The following is a 15764-nucleotide window of genomic DNA, read 5'->3' on the forward strand; positions in this document are numbered from 1 at the left end:
ACAGGCCCACGGCCCGCCTCGCGGCCAGACGCATCAGCCGAAACGGCCGGTGATGTAGTCTTCGGTTTCCTTGCGCGCCGGCTTGACGAAGATCTGGTCGGTTTCGCCGAACTCCATCAGTTCGCCCAGGTACATGTAGGCGGTGTAGTCCGAGCAACGGGCCGCCTGCTGCATGTTGTGGGTCACGATGACGACGGTGTAGTCGTTCTTCAGTTCGGCGATCAGCTCTTCGACCTTGGCGGTCGAGATCGGATCCAGCGCCGAGCAGGGCTCGTCCAGCAGCAGGACTTCAGGCTTGATGGCCACGCCGCGGGCGATGCACAGACGCTGCTGCTGGCCGCCGGACAGGCCGTTGCCGCTCTGGTGCAGCTTGTCCTTCACCTCGTTCCACAGGGCGGCCTTGGACAGCGCCCATTCGACGCGCTCGTCCATCTCGCCCTTGCTGAGTTTCTCGAACAGACGCACGCCGAAGGCGATGTTGTCGTAGATGCTCATGGGGAACGGGGTGGGCTTCTGGAACACCATGCCGACCTTCGCACGGATCAGCGAGATGTCGGTCTTGGACGTCAGCAGGTTTTCGCCGTCGAGGATGATCTCGCCCTCGGCGCGCTGGCCGGGGTACAGCTCGAACATGCGGTTGAACGTGCGCAACAGGGTCGACTTGCCGCAGCCCGACGGGCCGATGAAGGCGGTGACCTTGTTTTCGCGGATCGACATATTCACGTTGCGGATCGCATGGAATTTGCCGTAATAGAAGTTGAGGTTCTTGACCTCGATCTTGCTTTTCGTAGCGGTAGCGATGTTGTCCATTTGGCTTTCCTAGTGCCGGCGCCTCTGGCGCCGGCTGGCGATCATTTACGGAACAGGTTGCGGGCCAGGATGTTGATGCCCAGCACCAGCAGGGTAATCAGCGTGGCGCCTGCCCAGGCCAGGTCGTTCCAGTCCTTGAAGGGGCTGGCCGCGTACTGGTAGATGACAACCGGCAGGTTGGCCATCGGGCCGTTCATGTTGGTGGACATGAATTGGTTGGACAGCGCGGTGAACAGCAGCGGCGCGGTTTCGCCCGAGATGCGGGCGATGGCCAGCAGCACGCCGGTCATGATGCCGGTCTTGGCGGCGCGATAGCAGATCATCATGATCATGCGCCACTTGGGGCAGCCCAGCGCGGCGGTAGCTTCGCGCAGGCTGTTGGGCACCAGCAGCAGCATGTTGTCGGTGGTGCGCACCACGACCGGGATCACCAGGATGGACAGCGCCAGGGCGCCGGCCCAGCCGGAGTAGTGACCGACCTGGGCGACGTACACGGCGTAGATGAACAGGCCGATGATGATCGACGGCGCCGACAGCAGCACGTCGTTCAGGAAGCGCGTGGCCGGCGCCAGCCAGCCCTTCTGGCCGTATTCGGCCAGATAGGTGCCGGCCAGGATGCCGATCGGCGTGCCGATGACAGTACCGATGGCCGCCATCAGGACGCTGCCGAAGATGGCGTTGAGCAAGCCGCCCTGCTGCCCCGGGGGGGGCGTGATTTCCGTGAACAGCGTGAACGACAGGGCGGGGGCGCCCTTGGTCAGCAGCGTCAGGATGATCCAGAACAGCCAGAACAGGCCGAAGACCAGGGTGATCATCGACAGCGTCAACATCACCTTGTTGGTGAAATGACGCCGACGATAGATCGGGTTATTCATGTTGAGTGCCGATTGAGCCATTTCGTATTCTCCCTTTCGGACCCAGGATCAGGACTTCGCGCCCTGCGAGGCGGACAGGCGCAGCAGCATGACCTTGGAAATGGCCAGCACCACGGTGGTGATCAGGAACAGGATCAGGCCCAGTTCGAGCAGCGCGGCGCGTTGGATGCCGGCGGCTTCGTTGAACTGGTTGGCCAGCGCCGAGGCGATCGAGTTGCCAGGGGCGAACAGCGATTCGGACAGGCGGAAGGCGTTGCCGATGACGAACGTGACCGCCATCGTTTCACCCAGCGCGCGCCCCAGGCCCAGCATGATGCCGCCGATGACGCCCGAGCTGGTGAAGGGCAGCACGACGCGCCACATCACTTCCCAGGTCGAGCAGCCCAGGCCGTAGGCCGATTCCTTCAGCATGGCCGGCACCAGTTCGAACACGTCGCGCATGACGGCCGTGATGAACGGGATGACCATGATGGACAGGATCAGGCCGGCGGTGAAGATGCCGATACCGAAGGCCGGGCCCTGGAACAGCATGCCCACGCCAGGAATGCCGCCCAGCACCGAGATCAGCAGGGGCTGCACGTATTGCTGGAAGACCGGCACGAAGACGAACAGGCCCCACATGCCGTAGATGATGGACGGGATCGCGGCCAGCATCTCGATGGCGGTGCCCAGCGGGCGACGCAGCCAGGCGGGCGACAGTTCCGTCAGGAAGATGGCAATGCCGAAGGACACCGGCACGGCGATCAGCAAGGCGATGAACGACGTGAGCAGCGTGCCGACGATGGGCACCACCGCACCGAACACCTGGTTGACCGGATCCCATTCGTTCAGCCACAGGAACGACAGGCCGTATTTGGAGATCGATTCATGGCTGCCGTAGACCAGCGAGACCATGATCGCCGCCAACAGCATGAACACGAAGAACGCGAAGAATCGCGTCAGGTTCTTGAACAGCTTATCCATCAGCGCGTTATTGTTCTGGCTGACAGGCGGGGGAGTTCCGGCAGTCATGACCGGAGACGACGTCGCTCTGTCCGATGGAATCGAGGCGCTATTATCCATTACCGCGCTCATGGATGGGCTTTCCTTGGGAAATCTCAGAGATGAAAAGGGGCGCCCAATGATTTGTGCGCCCCCCGGGTCTGCCAGCGCCGGCACATATGCCGGCGCCTGCTGCGGTTTACACGCCCAGGTAAAGCGCCTCTACCTGGGCAACCGCGGGTTTGTCCTGCTTACTGCCAGACAGCCTTGCCGTCAGCCGACTTGACTTCCGACTTCCACTGGCCACGGATTTCGTCCGTGACGTTCTGGGGCAGCGGCACGTAGTCCAGGGCTTCAGCAGCCTTGCCGCCGTTCTTGAAGGCCCAGTCGAAGAATTCCATGACGGCCTTGCCTTGGGCGGGCTTGTCTTGCGACTTGTGGATCAGGATGAACGTAGCGGCGGTGATGGGCCACGAGGCGTCACCCGGTTCGTTCGTCAGGACCACGCCCATGCCGGGAGCGCTCTTCCAGTCGGCGTTCGAGGCAGCGGCGGCAAAAGCCTTCTGCTCGGGTTGCACGAACTTGCCGGCGGCGTTCTGCATTTGCGTCCAGGCCAGCTTGTTCTGCTTGGCGTAGGCGTATTCGACGTAACCGACCGAGTTCTTCAGCTGGCCAACGTAGGCGGCGACGCCTTCGTTACCCTTGCCGCCTTGACCGGTGGGCCACTTGACGTCCTTGCCTTCGCCAACCGACGACTTCCACTCGGCGTTGACCTTGGACAGGTAGTTCGTGAAGCCGAAGGTCGTGCCCGAACCGTCCGAGCGGTGAACCACGACGATGTCAGCCGAGGGCAGCTTGACGTTCGGGTTCAGCGCCTTGATGGCGGCGTCGTCCCACTTCTTGATCTTGCCCAGGAAGATGTCGCCCAGGACCTGGCCCGACAGCTTCAGTTCGCCGGCCTTGACGCCGTCGATGTTCACCACGGCAACCGTGCCGCCGATGACGGCGGGGAATTGCAGCAGGTTGTTCTTTTCCAGATCAGCAGCCTTCAGGGGATCGTCCGAGGCGCCGAAGTCGACGGTCTTGGCCTTGATCTGTTGCTGACCGCCACCCGAACCGATCGATTGGTAGTTGACGGCGTTGCCCGAAGCAGCCTTGTAGTCCGACGCCCACTTGGCGTAGACCGGGTACGGGAACGAAGCGCCAGCGCCGGTGATATCAACGGCGTGAGCGGCGAAAGCAGCCGCGCTCAGGGCGACCGTCAGGGAAACTTGCTTGAAGACACGTTTGAGCATCGTGGTTCCTGTGCTTGTTTGAGGATTCCGGCGAGGGTCAAAGTACTTAGCCTTGACCGACAGGCGCATCTTAGAAGTCGAAAATGACAAGATAGTGACAGTCACAAATGGCCGCCGCCCCATCCAAAAACGATACCCCGCGCTTTCAGGCACAGGACAGCCATATGTCCCTGAAAAGGCGGGAAATTATATGTTGCGACGCAACGTAGAGCGGGCCGATTCCTCTGTCAAGAAGCGCAAAGTCGTTTGAAAAACTTTCGGCAGGACCCGGCGCTGTCACCGAAGGCCGCTTCCCGGCCGCTCTCGTCCGCAGAGGGCTCGCCACAAGAACACGACGCTTTTTTTATTGCCCGAGCGTCTTCATCAGTTGGGTGTGCACGTCGTAGCCCTCGCGCCGGCTGCGCACCCGGGCATAGGTGCCGTCCGGCTGCTGCTGCCAGGCGAGCTGGTTGTCGCGCAGGGCGAACGTGAACGCCTCGTCGATGACGCGCTTCTTCAGCGCCTTGTCCTTCACCGGGAACGCGACCTCGACACGGCGGAAGAAATTGCGGTCCATCCAGTCGGCCGACGACAGGTAGACGAGCTCTTTGCCCTCGGCGTGGAAGTAGAAGACCCGCGAATGCTCCAGGAAACGTCCCACCACCGAACGGACCCTGATGTTCTCGGACAACCCCGGCACGCCCGCCCGCAGCGTGCACACGCCGCGGATCACCAGATCGATGCGCACACCCGCCTGGCTGGCCAGATACAGCTCTTCGATCACCCGCTCTTCGAGCAGCGAGTTCATCTTGGCCATGATGTGCGCACGCTTGCCCGTGCGGGCTGCCTCGGCCTCGGCGCGGATCAGCCCGACCATGGTGTCGTGCATGGTGAACGGCGACTGCAGCAGCGCCTTCAGCGAGCGGCGCGCGCCCAGGCCGGTCAGTTGTCCGAACACCTTGTCCATGTCCTCGCACAAGTCCGGATCGGCGGTCAGCAGGCCGAAGTCGGTGTACAGCCGGGCGGTGCGCGGATGATAGTTGCCGGTGCCCAGGTGGGCGTAGCGGCGCAGCCTGCCCTGCTCGCGTCGAAGCACCAGCGCCATCTTGGCGTGCGTCTTGTGGGCGACCACGCCGTACACCACGTGCGCGCCCACCTCTTCGAGGCGCGCCGCCCAGTTCATGTTGGTCTGCTCGTCGAAGCGCGCCATCAGCTCGACCACCACCGTCACTTCCTTGCCTGCGCGCGCGGCGGCCAGCAGGATCTTCATCAGTTCGGAGTCTTCGCCGGTACGGTAGATGGTCTGCTTGATGGCCATCACGTCCGGGTCCAGGGCCGCCGCCGTCAGGAAATCGATGACCGGCTGGAACGACTGGTACGGATGGTGCAGCAGGTGATCGCGCTCGGCCACGGCCGCGAACAGCTCGGCGGGCTTGTCGCCCACCCGGTCGAACGGGGCCGGCACCACGGCGTGGTAAGACGGAAACAGCAGGTCGGGACGCGCGTCGTTGCTGCAAAGCTGCATCAGGCGCGACAGGTTCACCGGGCCATTGACCCGGTAGGTATCCACCGGCGTCAGCGAGAACTCGCGCTGCAGATAGGCTTCCAGGTCGGGCGGCGTCAGCCGGTCGATCTCCAGGCGCACAGCCGCGCCGAAATTGCGTTGCGACAATTCGCCCTGCAAGGCCAGGCGCAGGTTGGTGACTTCCTCCTCGTCGACGAACAGATCGCTGTTGCGGGTGACACGCCACTGATAGCAGCCGCGGATCTCCAGCCCCGGGAACAGTTCGCCGACGAACGCGCGCAACAGCGACGTCAGCAGCACATAGCCGTCGGGATGGCCCGACACCTCGGCCGGCATGCGGATCAGGCGCGGCAGCGCGCGCGGCGCCTGCACCACCGCAATGGAGGCGCGGCGGCCGAACGCATCGGCGCCATGCAGCGCCACGATGAAGTTCAGGCTCTTGTTGTAGACGCGGGGAAACGGGTGGGAAGGATCCAGCCCGATCGGGGTCAGCAGCGGCATGACCTCGCGGTTGAACACGTCGCGCGCCCAGTCGAGCTGCTGCTCGTTCCATTCGGAAGCGTGCAGCAGCACGATGCCCTCGGACTGCAGGCCCGGCAGGATCTCGCTGTTGAGCAGCTCGTACTGCCGCTCGACCAGCTTGTGCACCTTGGCCTGCACCCGCTCGAAGGCCTCGCCCGGCGTCAGGCCGTCGCAGCCGACCGCGCCCGGCGTCAGGCGCTGCTGCTCTTTCAGGCTGGAGATGCGGATTTCGAAGAACTCGTCCAGGTTGGCGCTGACGATGCAGACGTAGCGCAGCCGTTCCAGCAGCGGCACGCGGGGATTCTCGGCCATGGCCAGCACCCGCTCGTTGAACTTGAGCAGCGACAGCTCACGGTTGAGCATGCGTGGCTCTGCGTTACGGGGGGCCGTGCCGGCCGTGTCGGCGGATTGCGATTCCTGGCGTTTGTCGAGTTCCTGGTTTGTCATGGAAGAAATGAAGGTGTTCGAGCCGTCACACTGCGGTAATCAGTGTCCCAAACCATAAGGGTACGTCAAAACGTCCCCAATACGCGCCGCCAAGCCATTGTTCCGCAAGCGGAAACGCGATCCGTGCCCGCCAATCCCCTCCTCTCTCTATAATTCCGGTTGATCTATAGCCTTACAACGAGCCGCATGGACCATTTATTGGCCGCCGTGGACCTGGGGTCCAACAGTTTTCGCCTTTCGATCGGGCGCGTCGTCCAACAGGACGGCGTCGCCCAGATCTACCAGATCGACCGCCTGAAGGAAACCGTGCGCCTGGCCGCCGGCCTGGATGCCGACAAGCGCCTTTCCGCCGAGGCCGTGGACCGCGCCGTCGCGGTACTGCAGCGTTTCGGTGAGCGCCTGCGCAGCTTCCACCCCAACCGGGTGCGCGCGGTCGCCACCAATACCTTCCGGGTGGCGCGCAACACGCAGGAATTCATGCCCCAGGCGGAAGCCGCGCTGGGCTTCCCCATCGAAGTGATCGCCGGCCGCGAAGAGGCCCGCCTGATCTACCTGGGCGTGATGCACAGCCTGCCGCCCTCGGCCGAGAAACGCCTGGTCATCGACATCGGCGGCGGCTCCACCGAAGTCATCATCGGCAAGGGTTTCGAGCCCAACCTGATGTCCTCGCTGTACATGGGCTGCGTCAGCTACAGCCGACAGTTCTTCGGCGACGGCCTGGTCGATGCGCACCAGATGAAGCAGGCCGAACTGGCCGCGCGCCGCGAAATCGAAGTCATCGCCAAGCAATACCGCAAGATGGGCTGGAAGGAAGCCTACGGCTCGTCCGGCACGGCCAAGGCCTTGTTCGCCATCCTGCAAGAGTGCGGTTTCTCGCAGGATGGCATCACGCGCTCGGGCATGAACAAGCTGAAGGAACGGATCATCCGTTCCGGCCGCGTCATCCCGTCCGAACTGCCCGGCATCAAGCTCGAGCGCGCCGACGTGCTGCCGGGCGGCCTGGCCATCATGAGCGCCCTGTTCGACGAACTGGGCATCGACGCCATGCACACCGGAGACGGCGCGCTGCGCCTGGGCGTGCTGTATGACCTGCTGGGCCGCGACGACGAGCACGACAAGCGCGACGAATCCGTGCGCCAGTTCATGAAGCGCTATCACGTCGATGTCAATCAGGCGCGCCGCGTGCGCGCGGCCGCGCAGGACTTCTACGACAGCGTCATCACCGAACCCACCGACGACACGGCCCACCTGCGTCATGCGCTGGGCTGGGCCGCCGACCTGCACGAAGTGGGCCTGTCGATCGCGCACAACACGTATCACAAGCACACGGCTTATGTGCTCGAGAACGCCGACATGCCGGGCTTCTCTCGCGCCGACCAGCAACTGCTGGCCATGCTGGTGCTGGGCCACTTGGGCAAGCTGGCCAAGCTCGAACCGCTGGCGCCGCAGCGCGATCAATGGATGGCGGTCCTGTGCCTGCGCCTGGCGGTCCTGCTGTTCCGCCGCCGCGAAGACCTCTCGCCCATTCCCGTGCGCCTGTCTGTAAAGGGGGATTCGATCGTGGTCCGGGTCGATGGCGCATGGCTGTCGCGCCATCCGCTGAGCGACTTCACCCTGCGCGCCGAAGAGGCGGAATGGCGCAAGGTGGGCTTCTCGTTCGAGCTGCTCGAACTCTGAAGAAAAAGCCGTGCCGGGAGGCGCTTGTCTTCGTGCGGACGAGCTACCGCGGACGAATCACGTCGGACGGTTACGGCGCGACGTTGGTTTCCCGTTCGAGCTGGTCGAGCTCCAGCAGAAGCTGCCGCGTCACGCGCTGCATAAACCGGAGTCGGGCGCGACGCAGCAGATTGCGCATGATCAGCGCTCCGCGCGATCCAGGCCGAAATGGCGGCGATAGCGCTCGTCCATGCCAGCCATGGTCAGCAACACGGGGAAGTCGGCCGCATTGAAATCCGGATCCCAGGCCGGTTCGCCACAGACTTTGGCGCCCAGCTTCAGATAACCCTTGATCAGCGGCGGCACGCGTGCCGGCAGCGTGCTGTTCAGGCGCTCGACCGGGTAGCGGTGCAGCGGCTTGACGCGCGGCGTGTTCGGATCCTGGAGATGCTTGGACACCGTGCGCCACACTTCGGCGGCCGTGACGCCGTCGTCGCGCAGGCTGACGCTGGCGCAACCCAGCAGGTAGCTGTAGCCGCCGCGGCGCAGGAACTCGGCCAGGCCGGACCACAGCAGCATGATGACGGCGCCGCTGCGATGGTCGGCGTGCGTGCACGAACGGCCCACTTCGACCAGTTGCTCGCGCAGGCTACCCAGGCCGGACAGGTCGAATTCGGATTCGGAATAGTAGCCGCCGGCTTCGCGGGCCTTCTCGGGGGTCAGGATACGATAGGTGCCCACCACCCGATTGGTATCGAGTTCGCGTACCATCAGGTGTTCGCACCAGGGGTCGAAGCGATCCTGCTCGATGCCGTCCTGGGCATCGGGGAAGACGGCGCCCATGTCTTCGGTGAAAACGGTGTAGCGCAGGCGTTGGATCTGCTCGACTTCCTCGCTGGTGCGAGCCAAGCCGACAGCGAGTCCGCGCGGGGCGGGACCCGACCAATTCTGAGCGCCCTCGGCGCTGCCAGTGTCGATGCGTGCTAATTCAAGCATTGCGCGGAACTCCTAAATATCCTGCCAGTTTGGACGCGCGTCATGTCAGTAATCTGACTGATATGTTACGTGATTGTGAAGTTTATGCCTGAAGAAGCCCGAGCGGGCGGCACGCAACGGCAAAAGTAACCTTTGGATACGATGCCATGACGGTGGTCTTCTGTCGTGAGAAAACCACCGTAAAGCAGGCGGCCGTTGCAGCCGCCTGGTCAACGAATTGTCAGGCGGACAGCGCGTCCGCCAGACGCTGGGCGCACTTGCCAGCAAGCTGCTCGTCCTCGGCCTCGACCATCAGGCGCAGCTTGGGTTCGGTGCCCGAGGCCCGGATCAGCACCCGTCCCCGGCCCGCCAGTTCCCCCTCGACCGACTGGCGCGCAGCCGCCAGGCCCTGGTGGGTTTTCCAGTCCAGGCCGGGCGCCAGAGGCACGTTGATCATGGTCTGCGGGTACATGCGCAGGTCGCCCACCCAATGCGCCAGCGGCTCGCCGCCACGGCGCAGCGCCGTCAGCACCTGCAGCGCCGCGATGATGCCATCACCCGTGGTGTGGCAATCCAGGCACAGCAGGTGGCCCGAGCTTTCGCCGCCGAACATCCAGCCGCGTTCCAGCAGTTGTTCAAGCACGTAGCGGTCGCCCACGTTCGCGCGTTCGAACGGCACCTTCAACTGCTGCAGTTGGCGTTCGAGACCGTAGTTGGTCATCAGCGTGCCGACCACGCCGGCGACCGGACCGCGTTGCAGGCGCTCGCGCACGATGGCGTACAGCAGTTCATCGCCATCATAGATGCGGCCATCGCCATCGACCATCTGCAGCCGGTCGGCGTCGCCGTCCAGGGCGATGCCCAGGTGGGCGCCGCGGGCCTTCACTTCTTTGGCCAGCGACTCGGGGTGCAGCGCACCCACGCCGTCGTTGATGTTGAAGCCATCGGGCGACACGCCGATGGAATGCACTTCGGCGCCCAGCTCGCGGAACACGTGCGGCGCGGTGTGGTAGGCCGCGCCATGCGCGGCATCGACCACCAGGCGCATGCCGTTCAGGTCGAGATCGGACGGAAAGGTGCTCTTGCAGAACTCGATGTAGCGGCCCTGTGCATCCTGCATGCGGCGCGCGCGCCCCAGCTCTTCGGAACGCACGCAGCCCAGGGGTTGTTCAAGCTCGGCCTCGATCTCGGCCTCGACCTCGTCGGGCAGCTTCATGCCCTGGGCCGAGAAGAACTTGATGCCGTTGTCCTGGTACGGATTGTGCGATGCACTGATGACGATGCCGGCGACCAGGCGCAGGGCGCGGGTCAGGTAGGCAACGGCGGGCGTGGGAATGGGACCGGCCAGCAACACGTCGATGCCCGCCGCCGACAATCCGGCTTCCAGCGCGGATTCGAGCATGTAGCCGGAAATGCGCGTGTCCTTGCCGATGACCACCTGGGGCCGGCCACCGCCACGAATGGCCTGCTTGCGCGCCAGCACCTTGCCGGCGGCATAACCCAGATGCAGGGCAAAGCCGGGATTGATCGTGGGGCCGCCAACCTCGCCCCGCACCCCATCGGTACCAAAATACTTGCGTTGACTCATCAGCGTATGGCTCCTTGTTCCGCGCAGTGCCAGACCTTCAGCGCATCCACGGTTTCGGCGACGTCGTGCACGCGCACGATCGCGGCGCCACGCGCCACGCATGCCAGCGCGGCGGCGACACTGCCTGCCAGGCGATCCTGCACGGGCTTGCCCGTGGCGGCGCCTATCATGGACTTGCGTGAAAGCCCCACCAGTAGCGGGTAGCTGGAAACACGCAGGCTGGACAGCCTGCGCAGCAGTTGGTAGTTCTGGTCCATCGTCTTGCCGAACCCGAAACCGGGATCGAGCACGATACGGCGAGGATCGACCCAGGCCGCCCTCAGCCGTTGCGCGCGTGCGCCCAGGAACACCCCGATCTCGCCCAGCAGATCGGAATATTCGGGCGCTTCCTGCATGGTGCGCGGCTCGCCTTTCATGTGCATGACGCACAGGCCGCAACGGGTCTGCGCCACCGCCTCGATGGCGCCGGGCTGACGGAAACCGTAGATGTCGTTGATCATGTCCGCTCCGGCATCCAGCACCGCGCGCATGACCTCGGGCTTGAAGGTGTCGATGGACAGCGGCACGCCGCAATCACGCAGCGCCTCGATGACGGGCAGCAGGCGGCGCAGCTCGTCTTCGATGGACACGGGATCGGCGCCCGGCCGGGTGGATTCGCCACCGAGATCGAGGATGTGGGCGCCTTCGGCGATCAGCTGGCGCGCATGCGCCACGGCGGAATCGGTGTCGTCATGCTCGCCGCCATCGGAAAACGAGTCCGGCGTGACGTTGACGATTCCCATGACCAACGGGCGCTCGAGATCGAACTCGAAGCGCCCGCACAGGAAGGTATTTGCCATGAAGCTGGCAGACCCTGGCCGCTATGCGGCCGTCAGACGGCGGCTGCCGTGCTGCCGCCCGCTGCCAGGCCCGACGCCGGCGGCGTATCGGACGAGTCGGACGGACCTTGCGGCGTCTTGGGGGGACGCGGAGGACGATTGTTGATGATGTCGTCGATCTGGTCCGAGTCGATGGTTTCCCATTCGAGCAGCGCGGCCGTCATGACCTCGACCTTGTCGCGGTTGTCTTCCAGGATCTTGCGCGCGACGCCGTACTGCTCGTCGATGATGCGGCGGATCTCGGAATCGACCTTCTGCATGGTCGCTTCGGACACGTGCGTGGTCTTGGTGACGCTGCGGCCCAGGAAGACCTCGCCCTCGTTCTCGGCGTATACCATGGGGCCGAGTTCGTCGGTCATGCCGTAGCGCGTGACGATGTCGCGGGCGATGGCCGTGGCGCGTTCGAAGTCGTTCGAGGCGCCGGTGGTCATCTGGTCCATGAAGATCTCTTCGGCGATACGGCCGCCGAACAGGACCGCGATGGTGGACAGCAGGCGGCCCTTGTCCATGCTGTAGCGGTCGGTCTCGGGCAACTGCATGGTCACGCCCAGCGCGCGGCCGCGCGGGATGATGGTGACCTTGTGGACCGGGTCGGTCTTGGGCAGCATGCGGGCGACGATGGCATGGCCGGACTCGTGGTACGCGGTGTTCTTGCGTTCCTCTTCGGGCATGACGATCGAGCGGCGCTCGGCGCCCATGATGATCTTGTCCTTGGCCTTTTCGAAGTCGGACATGTCGACGGTGCGACCGTTGCGGCGGGCGGCGAACAGCGCGGCCTCGTTGACCAGGTTGGCCAGGTCGGCGCCGGAGAAGCCCGGCGTGCCGCGTGCCAGCACGGTGGCATCGACGTTGGTGGCCAGGGGCACCTTGCGCATGTGGACCTTGAGGATCTGCTCGCGGCCGCGGATGTCGGGCAGCGGCACCACGACCTGCCGGTCGAAGCGGCCCGGACGCAGCAGCGCGGGATCCAGCACGTCGGGACGGTTGGTGGCGGCGATGACGATGACGCCCTGGCCCGACTCGAAGCCGTCCATCTCGACCAGCATCTGGTTCAGGGTCTGTTCGCGTTCGTCGTTGCCGCCGCCCAGGCCGGCGCCACGCTGGCGGCCGACCGCGTCGATTTCATCGATGAAGATGATGCAGGGAGCATGCTTCTTGGCGTTCTCGAACATGTCGCGCACACGGGCCGCGCCCACGCCGACGAACATTTCGACGAAGTCGGAACCCGAGATGCTGAAGAACGGCACCTTGGCTTCGCCCGCGATGGCCTTGGCCAGCAGCGTCTTGCCGGTACCGGGCGAGCCGACCATCAGCACGCCGCGCGGAATACGGCCGCCCAGCTTCTGGAACTTGCTGGGGTCGCGCAGGAAATCGACCAGCTCCTGCACGTCTTCCTTGGCCTCGTCGCAACCCGCGACGTCGGCGAAGGTGATCTGGTTGGTGTTCTCGTCGAGCATGCGGGCGCGCGACTTGCCGAAGCTGAACGCGCCGCCCCGGCCACCGCCCTGCATCTGCCTCATGAAGAAGATCCACACGCCGATCAACAGCAGCATGGGGAACCACGACACGAAGATGCTCATGAGCAGCGACGGCTCTTCGCGCGCCTTGCCGGACACCTGCACGCCGTACTTCAGCAGATCGGACACCATCCAGAGGTCGCCGGGCGACGTCAGCGTGTACTGGCGACCCGCGTCGGGGGTGACGTAGAGCACGTCGCCCTGTACGTCGACCTTGCGGATACGGCCTGCCTTGGCGTCGTCCATGAACTGGGTATACGTGACGCCGTCCTGGCTTTGTGCACGGCCATCGAACTGCTTGAATACCGTGAACAGCACCAGTGCGATCACCATCCAGACCGCGACTTTAGAAAACGAATTGTTCAAGGCCGATCTCCTGCTCTCGATTCCGACCGGTGGCTGCGATCGATGCCGGGTTTGCACCCGCGGAAAAAACCCGGAAGCGCAGCCACTTTTTCATGTGAATGACTCATTCTACCCTGTCGGGAAAGAACGCGTTTTCGCGCTATTGCGCGCAGATAACCGGGACGGACCCGGCGATAAAAACCTCTTGCAGCGGTTACAAATACCGGACGACCCGCGCGCGTCCGGTTACGCGTGTTGCTTCAGATAGCGACCGACCAGGAAGGTTTCGGAGGACTTGTCCCGCGACGCCTTGGGCTTGCGCTCGACCACCCGGCGGAACCGCTGCTTGAAGGATTCCACGATCTGCGAGAACCCGCTGCCATGGAACGCCTTCACGATCAGGGCGCCGTCGGGCGTGAGATGCGCGCAGGAAAACTCCAGCGCCAGATCGCAGCAATGTTGGATGCGAGCCGAGTCCGCCACGCCGACTCCGGACAGGTTGGGGGCCATGTCGGAAATTACAAGGTCTACCGCCTGCGATCCGACCAATTCGTTCAATTGCTCGAGAACGGCGTCTTCACGGAAGTCGCCCTGGATGAATTCCACCCCCGCGATGGGGTCCATCGGCAGGATGTCCAACGCGATGATGCGGCCGTCGACGACGCCGCCCGGACCGGCCAGGCGCTCGCGCGCCACCTGCGACCAACTGCCCGGCGCCGACCCCAGGTCGACGACCACGTCGCCCCGGCGCAACAGTTTCTCGGTGTCGGCGATCTCGATCAGCTTGAACGCCGCTCGAGCCCGGTACCCTTTCTGTTGCGCCAGTTTGACGTACGGATCGTTGATGTGCTGGTGAATCCAGTCTTTGGAAAATTTATTCTTGGCCATTCCCGTACAATTCCACGCATGCCTATATTAGAACTTACCTCTCGCGAACGCAGTGAACTGCGTTCCGCGGCCCACCCGCTGCGGCCGGTCGTGTTGATCGGTGACAACGGCCTGACCGAAGCCGTTCTCAAGGAGATCGACTCGGCCCTGAACGCGCACGGCCTGATCAAGGTTCGCGCCGGCGGCGACGACCGCGAAGCGCGCGAGGCCATGCTCGCCACCATCTGCGACACGCTGTCCTGCGCCGCAGTGCACCATCTGGGCAAGACCTTGATCCTGTATCGCCGCCAACCCGGCAACGTGAAGCCCGTGGCCCGCGACGATGACCAGGCCCCCAAGCGCAAGGCGTCCGAACCGTACACGCCCAAGAAGCTGGCCGCCGAAGGCAAGCGCGTCACCAAGGGTCGCGCCCCCCGCCGCACGGACGAAGACGAAACCCCGGCACGTCCTTCGCGCAATGCGCTGCAGGCCGGCCGTCCGGCTCGTCCCAGCACCCGCAAGGCGCCCGCTCATGGCGTGCCGCGCCGTGCAGGCAGCGCGCTCAGCCTGCGCGCCGGCGCCCGCCGCAGCGCCACCGGTCCCGCCCGCAAGACCAGCAGGACCGTCAAGAAATAATCCTATCCGGATGGGTGGGGCGGCTGCCCTGCCCCGCAAGACGCCCGGCTACGCGCCGGGCCTGACAGCCTGGGGGCCGGCGGCGCAAGACAGCGCCTGTCCGGCCCGCGTTGCGCTCAGATATAGCGCACGTTGATCACTTCGTATTCACGCACGCCGGACGGCGCCTTCACTTCCACAACGTCGCCTTCGGACTTGCCGATCAGGGCGCGCGCCACCGGGCTGGACACCGAGATCAGGTTCGACTTGATGTCGGCCTCGACATCGCCCACGATCTGGTAGGTCAGGCGGTCGCCGGATTCCAGGTCTTCGATCTCGACCGTGGCGCCGAACACGGCGCGGCCTTCGCTCTCGACGGCGGCCGGGTCGATCAGGTGGGCGTTGGACAGCGTACCTTCCAGTTCGGCGATACGGCCTTCGATGAAGCCCTGGCGCTCGCGCGCGGCGTCGTACTCGGCGTTTTCCGACAGATCACCCTGCGCACGCGCTTCGGCGATGGCATTGATGACGGACGGGCGCTCGACAGTCTTGAGCCTGTGCAACTCTTGGTTCAAGCGCTCCGCCCCGCGCACAGTCAATGGAATGGCAGCCATGTCGTTTCCCAAACAAAAGTAGAAAACGCCCCCGATGGAGCGTTTCTGAGTGAAAGGCCGAGCGGACCGCCTGGCGGGTTTCGCTGGGAAACCTGCCGCTGTACCGGACGAGTGAAAATCCAAAAGAGGGGCGGCGCAGGCGCATGGCCGGCGAACGCGGTGTTATGTCCCCTCTTTATGGATCGTACCGGCCGCGTAGCGTGGGCTACGGATGGCAGCGACACGCAATGACGATGCGGTTGCTGTCCAGGCGGCTGGGCGTCGACCAAAACAAA

Annotated in this window: 13 protein-coding genes; 2 read left to right on the plus strand and 11 right to left on the minus strand. The window is 64.4% G+C overall.

Translation table 11 applies throughout. From position 1 onward, the window contains the following. Positions 1 to 33: 33 nt before the first annotated feature. From pstB to ppk1, 5 genes are all read right to left on the minus strand, one after another. Positions 34 to 810, minus strand: a complete 777-nt coding sequence (pstB, locus tag A7W11_RS00570) for a phosphate ABC transporter ATP-binding protein PstB (protein ID WP_066406371.1) — start codon at positions 808 to 810, stop codon at positions 34 to 36. Between the two features lie 41 nt (positions 811 to 851). Next, positions 852 to 1706 (minus strand): phosphate ABC transporter permease PstA, encoded by an 855-nt coding sequence (gene pstA, locus A7W11_RS00575; RefSeq protein ID WP_066406375.1) that lies wholly within the window; start codon positions 1704 to 1706, stop codon positions 852 to 854. 27 nt (positions 1707 to 1733) lie between these two features. Further along, positions 1734 to 2759, minus strand: a complete 1026-nt coding sequence (pstC, locus tag A7W11_RS00580; RefSeq protein ID WP_066406376.1) for a phosphate ABC transporter permease subunit PstC — start codon at positions 2757 to 2759, stop codon at positions 1734 to 1736. 158 nt (positions 2760 to 2917) lie between these two features. Then, positions 2918 to 3961, minus strand: a complete 1044-nt coding sequence (gene pstS / locus A7W11_RS00585) for a phosphate ABC transporter substrate-binding protein PstS (protein WP_066406377.1) — start codon at positions 3959 to 3961, stop codon at positions 2918 to 2920. A gap of 343 nt (positions 3962 to 4304) precedes the next feature. Beyond that, positions 4305 to 6434 carry a polyphosphate kinase 1 gene (ppk1, locus tag A7W11_RS00590; RefSeq protein ID WP_082887008.1) on the minus strand — a complete coding sequence of 710 codons (2130 nt, stop codon included), beginning with the start codon at positions 6432 to 6434 and terminating at the stop codon, positions 4305 to 4307. Positions 6435 to 6620: 186 nt separating this feature from the next. On the opposite strand from ppk1, the gene ppx reads away from it, so the two are divergent. After that, positions 6621 to 8111, plus strand: a complete 1491-nt coding sequence (ppx, locus tag A7W11_RS00595) for an exopolyphosphatase (RefSeq protein ID WP_066406380.1) — start codon at positions 6621 to 6623, stop codon at positions 8109 to 8111. Positions 8112 to 8291: 180 nt separating this feature from the next. Here ppx and A7W11_RS00600 read toward each other — a convergent pair whose 3' ends face one another. From A7W11_RS00600 to A7W11_RS00620, 5 genes are all read right to left on the minus strand, one after another. Next, positions 8292 to 9086, minus strand: a complete 795-nt coding sequence (locus A7W11_RS00600) for a GNAT family N-acetyltransferase (RefSeq protein ID WP_066406384.1) — start codon at positions 9084 to 9086, stop codon at positions 8292 to 8294. Positions 9087 to 9306: 220 nt separating this feature from the next. Beyond that, positions 9307 to 10653 carry a phosphoglucosamine mutase gene (gene glmM / locus A7W11_RS00605; protein ID WP_066406385.1) on the minus strand — a complete coding sequence of 449 codons (1347 nt, stop codon included), beginning with the start codon at positions 10651 to 10653 and terminating at the stop codon, positions 9307 to 9309. Next, positions 10653 to 11492 (minus strand): dihydropteroate synthase, encoded by an 840-nt coding sequence (gene folP, locus A7W11_RS00610; protein ID WP_066406388.1) that lies wholly within the window; start codon positions 11490 to 11492, stop codon positions 10653 to 10655. The genes glmM and folP overlap by 1 nt, the downstream gene beginning before the upstream one ends. 32 nt (positions 11493 to 11524) lie before the next feature. Beyond that, entirely contained in the window at positions 11525 to 13414 is a 1890-nt protein-coding gene (ftsH, locus tag A7W11_RS00615) for an ATP-dependent zinc metalloprotease FtsH (RefSeq protein ID WP_066406390.1), read from the minus strand. Positions 13415 to 13639: 225 nt separating this feature from the next. Then, positions 13640 to 14281 carry an RlmE family RNA methyltransferase gene (locus A7W11_RS00620; protein WP_066406391.1) on the minus strand — a complete coding sequence of 214 codons (642 nt, stop codon included), beginning with the start codon at positions 14279 to 14281 and terminating at the stop codon, positions 13640 to 13642. An 18-nt stretch (positions 14282 to 14299) separates the two neighbouring features. Here A7W11_RS00620 and A7W11_RS00625 point away from each other — a divergent pair, with 18 nt between their 5' ends. Next, entirely contained in the window at positions 14300 to 14896 is a 597-nt protein-coding gene (locus A7W11_RS00625) for a YhbY family RNA-binding protein (RefSeq protein ID WP_066406392.1), read from the plus strand. A 116-nt stretch (positions 14897 to 15012) separates the two neighbouring features. Here A7W11_RS00625 and greA read toward each other — a convergent pair whose 3' ends face one another. Next, entirely contained in the window at positions 15013 to 15489 is a 477-nt protein-coding gene (greA, locus tag A7W11_RS00630; RefSeq protein WP_066406394.1) for a transcription elongation factor GreA, read from the minus strand. Between the last annotated feature and the right edge of the window lie 275 nt (positions 15490 to 15764).

This window comes from Bordetella ansorpii, from assembly GCF_900078315.1.
Lineage (GTDB): Bacteria > Pseudomonadota > Gammaproteobacteria > Burkholderiales > Burkholderiaceae_B > Bordetella > Bordetella ansorpii.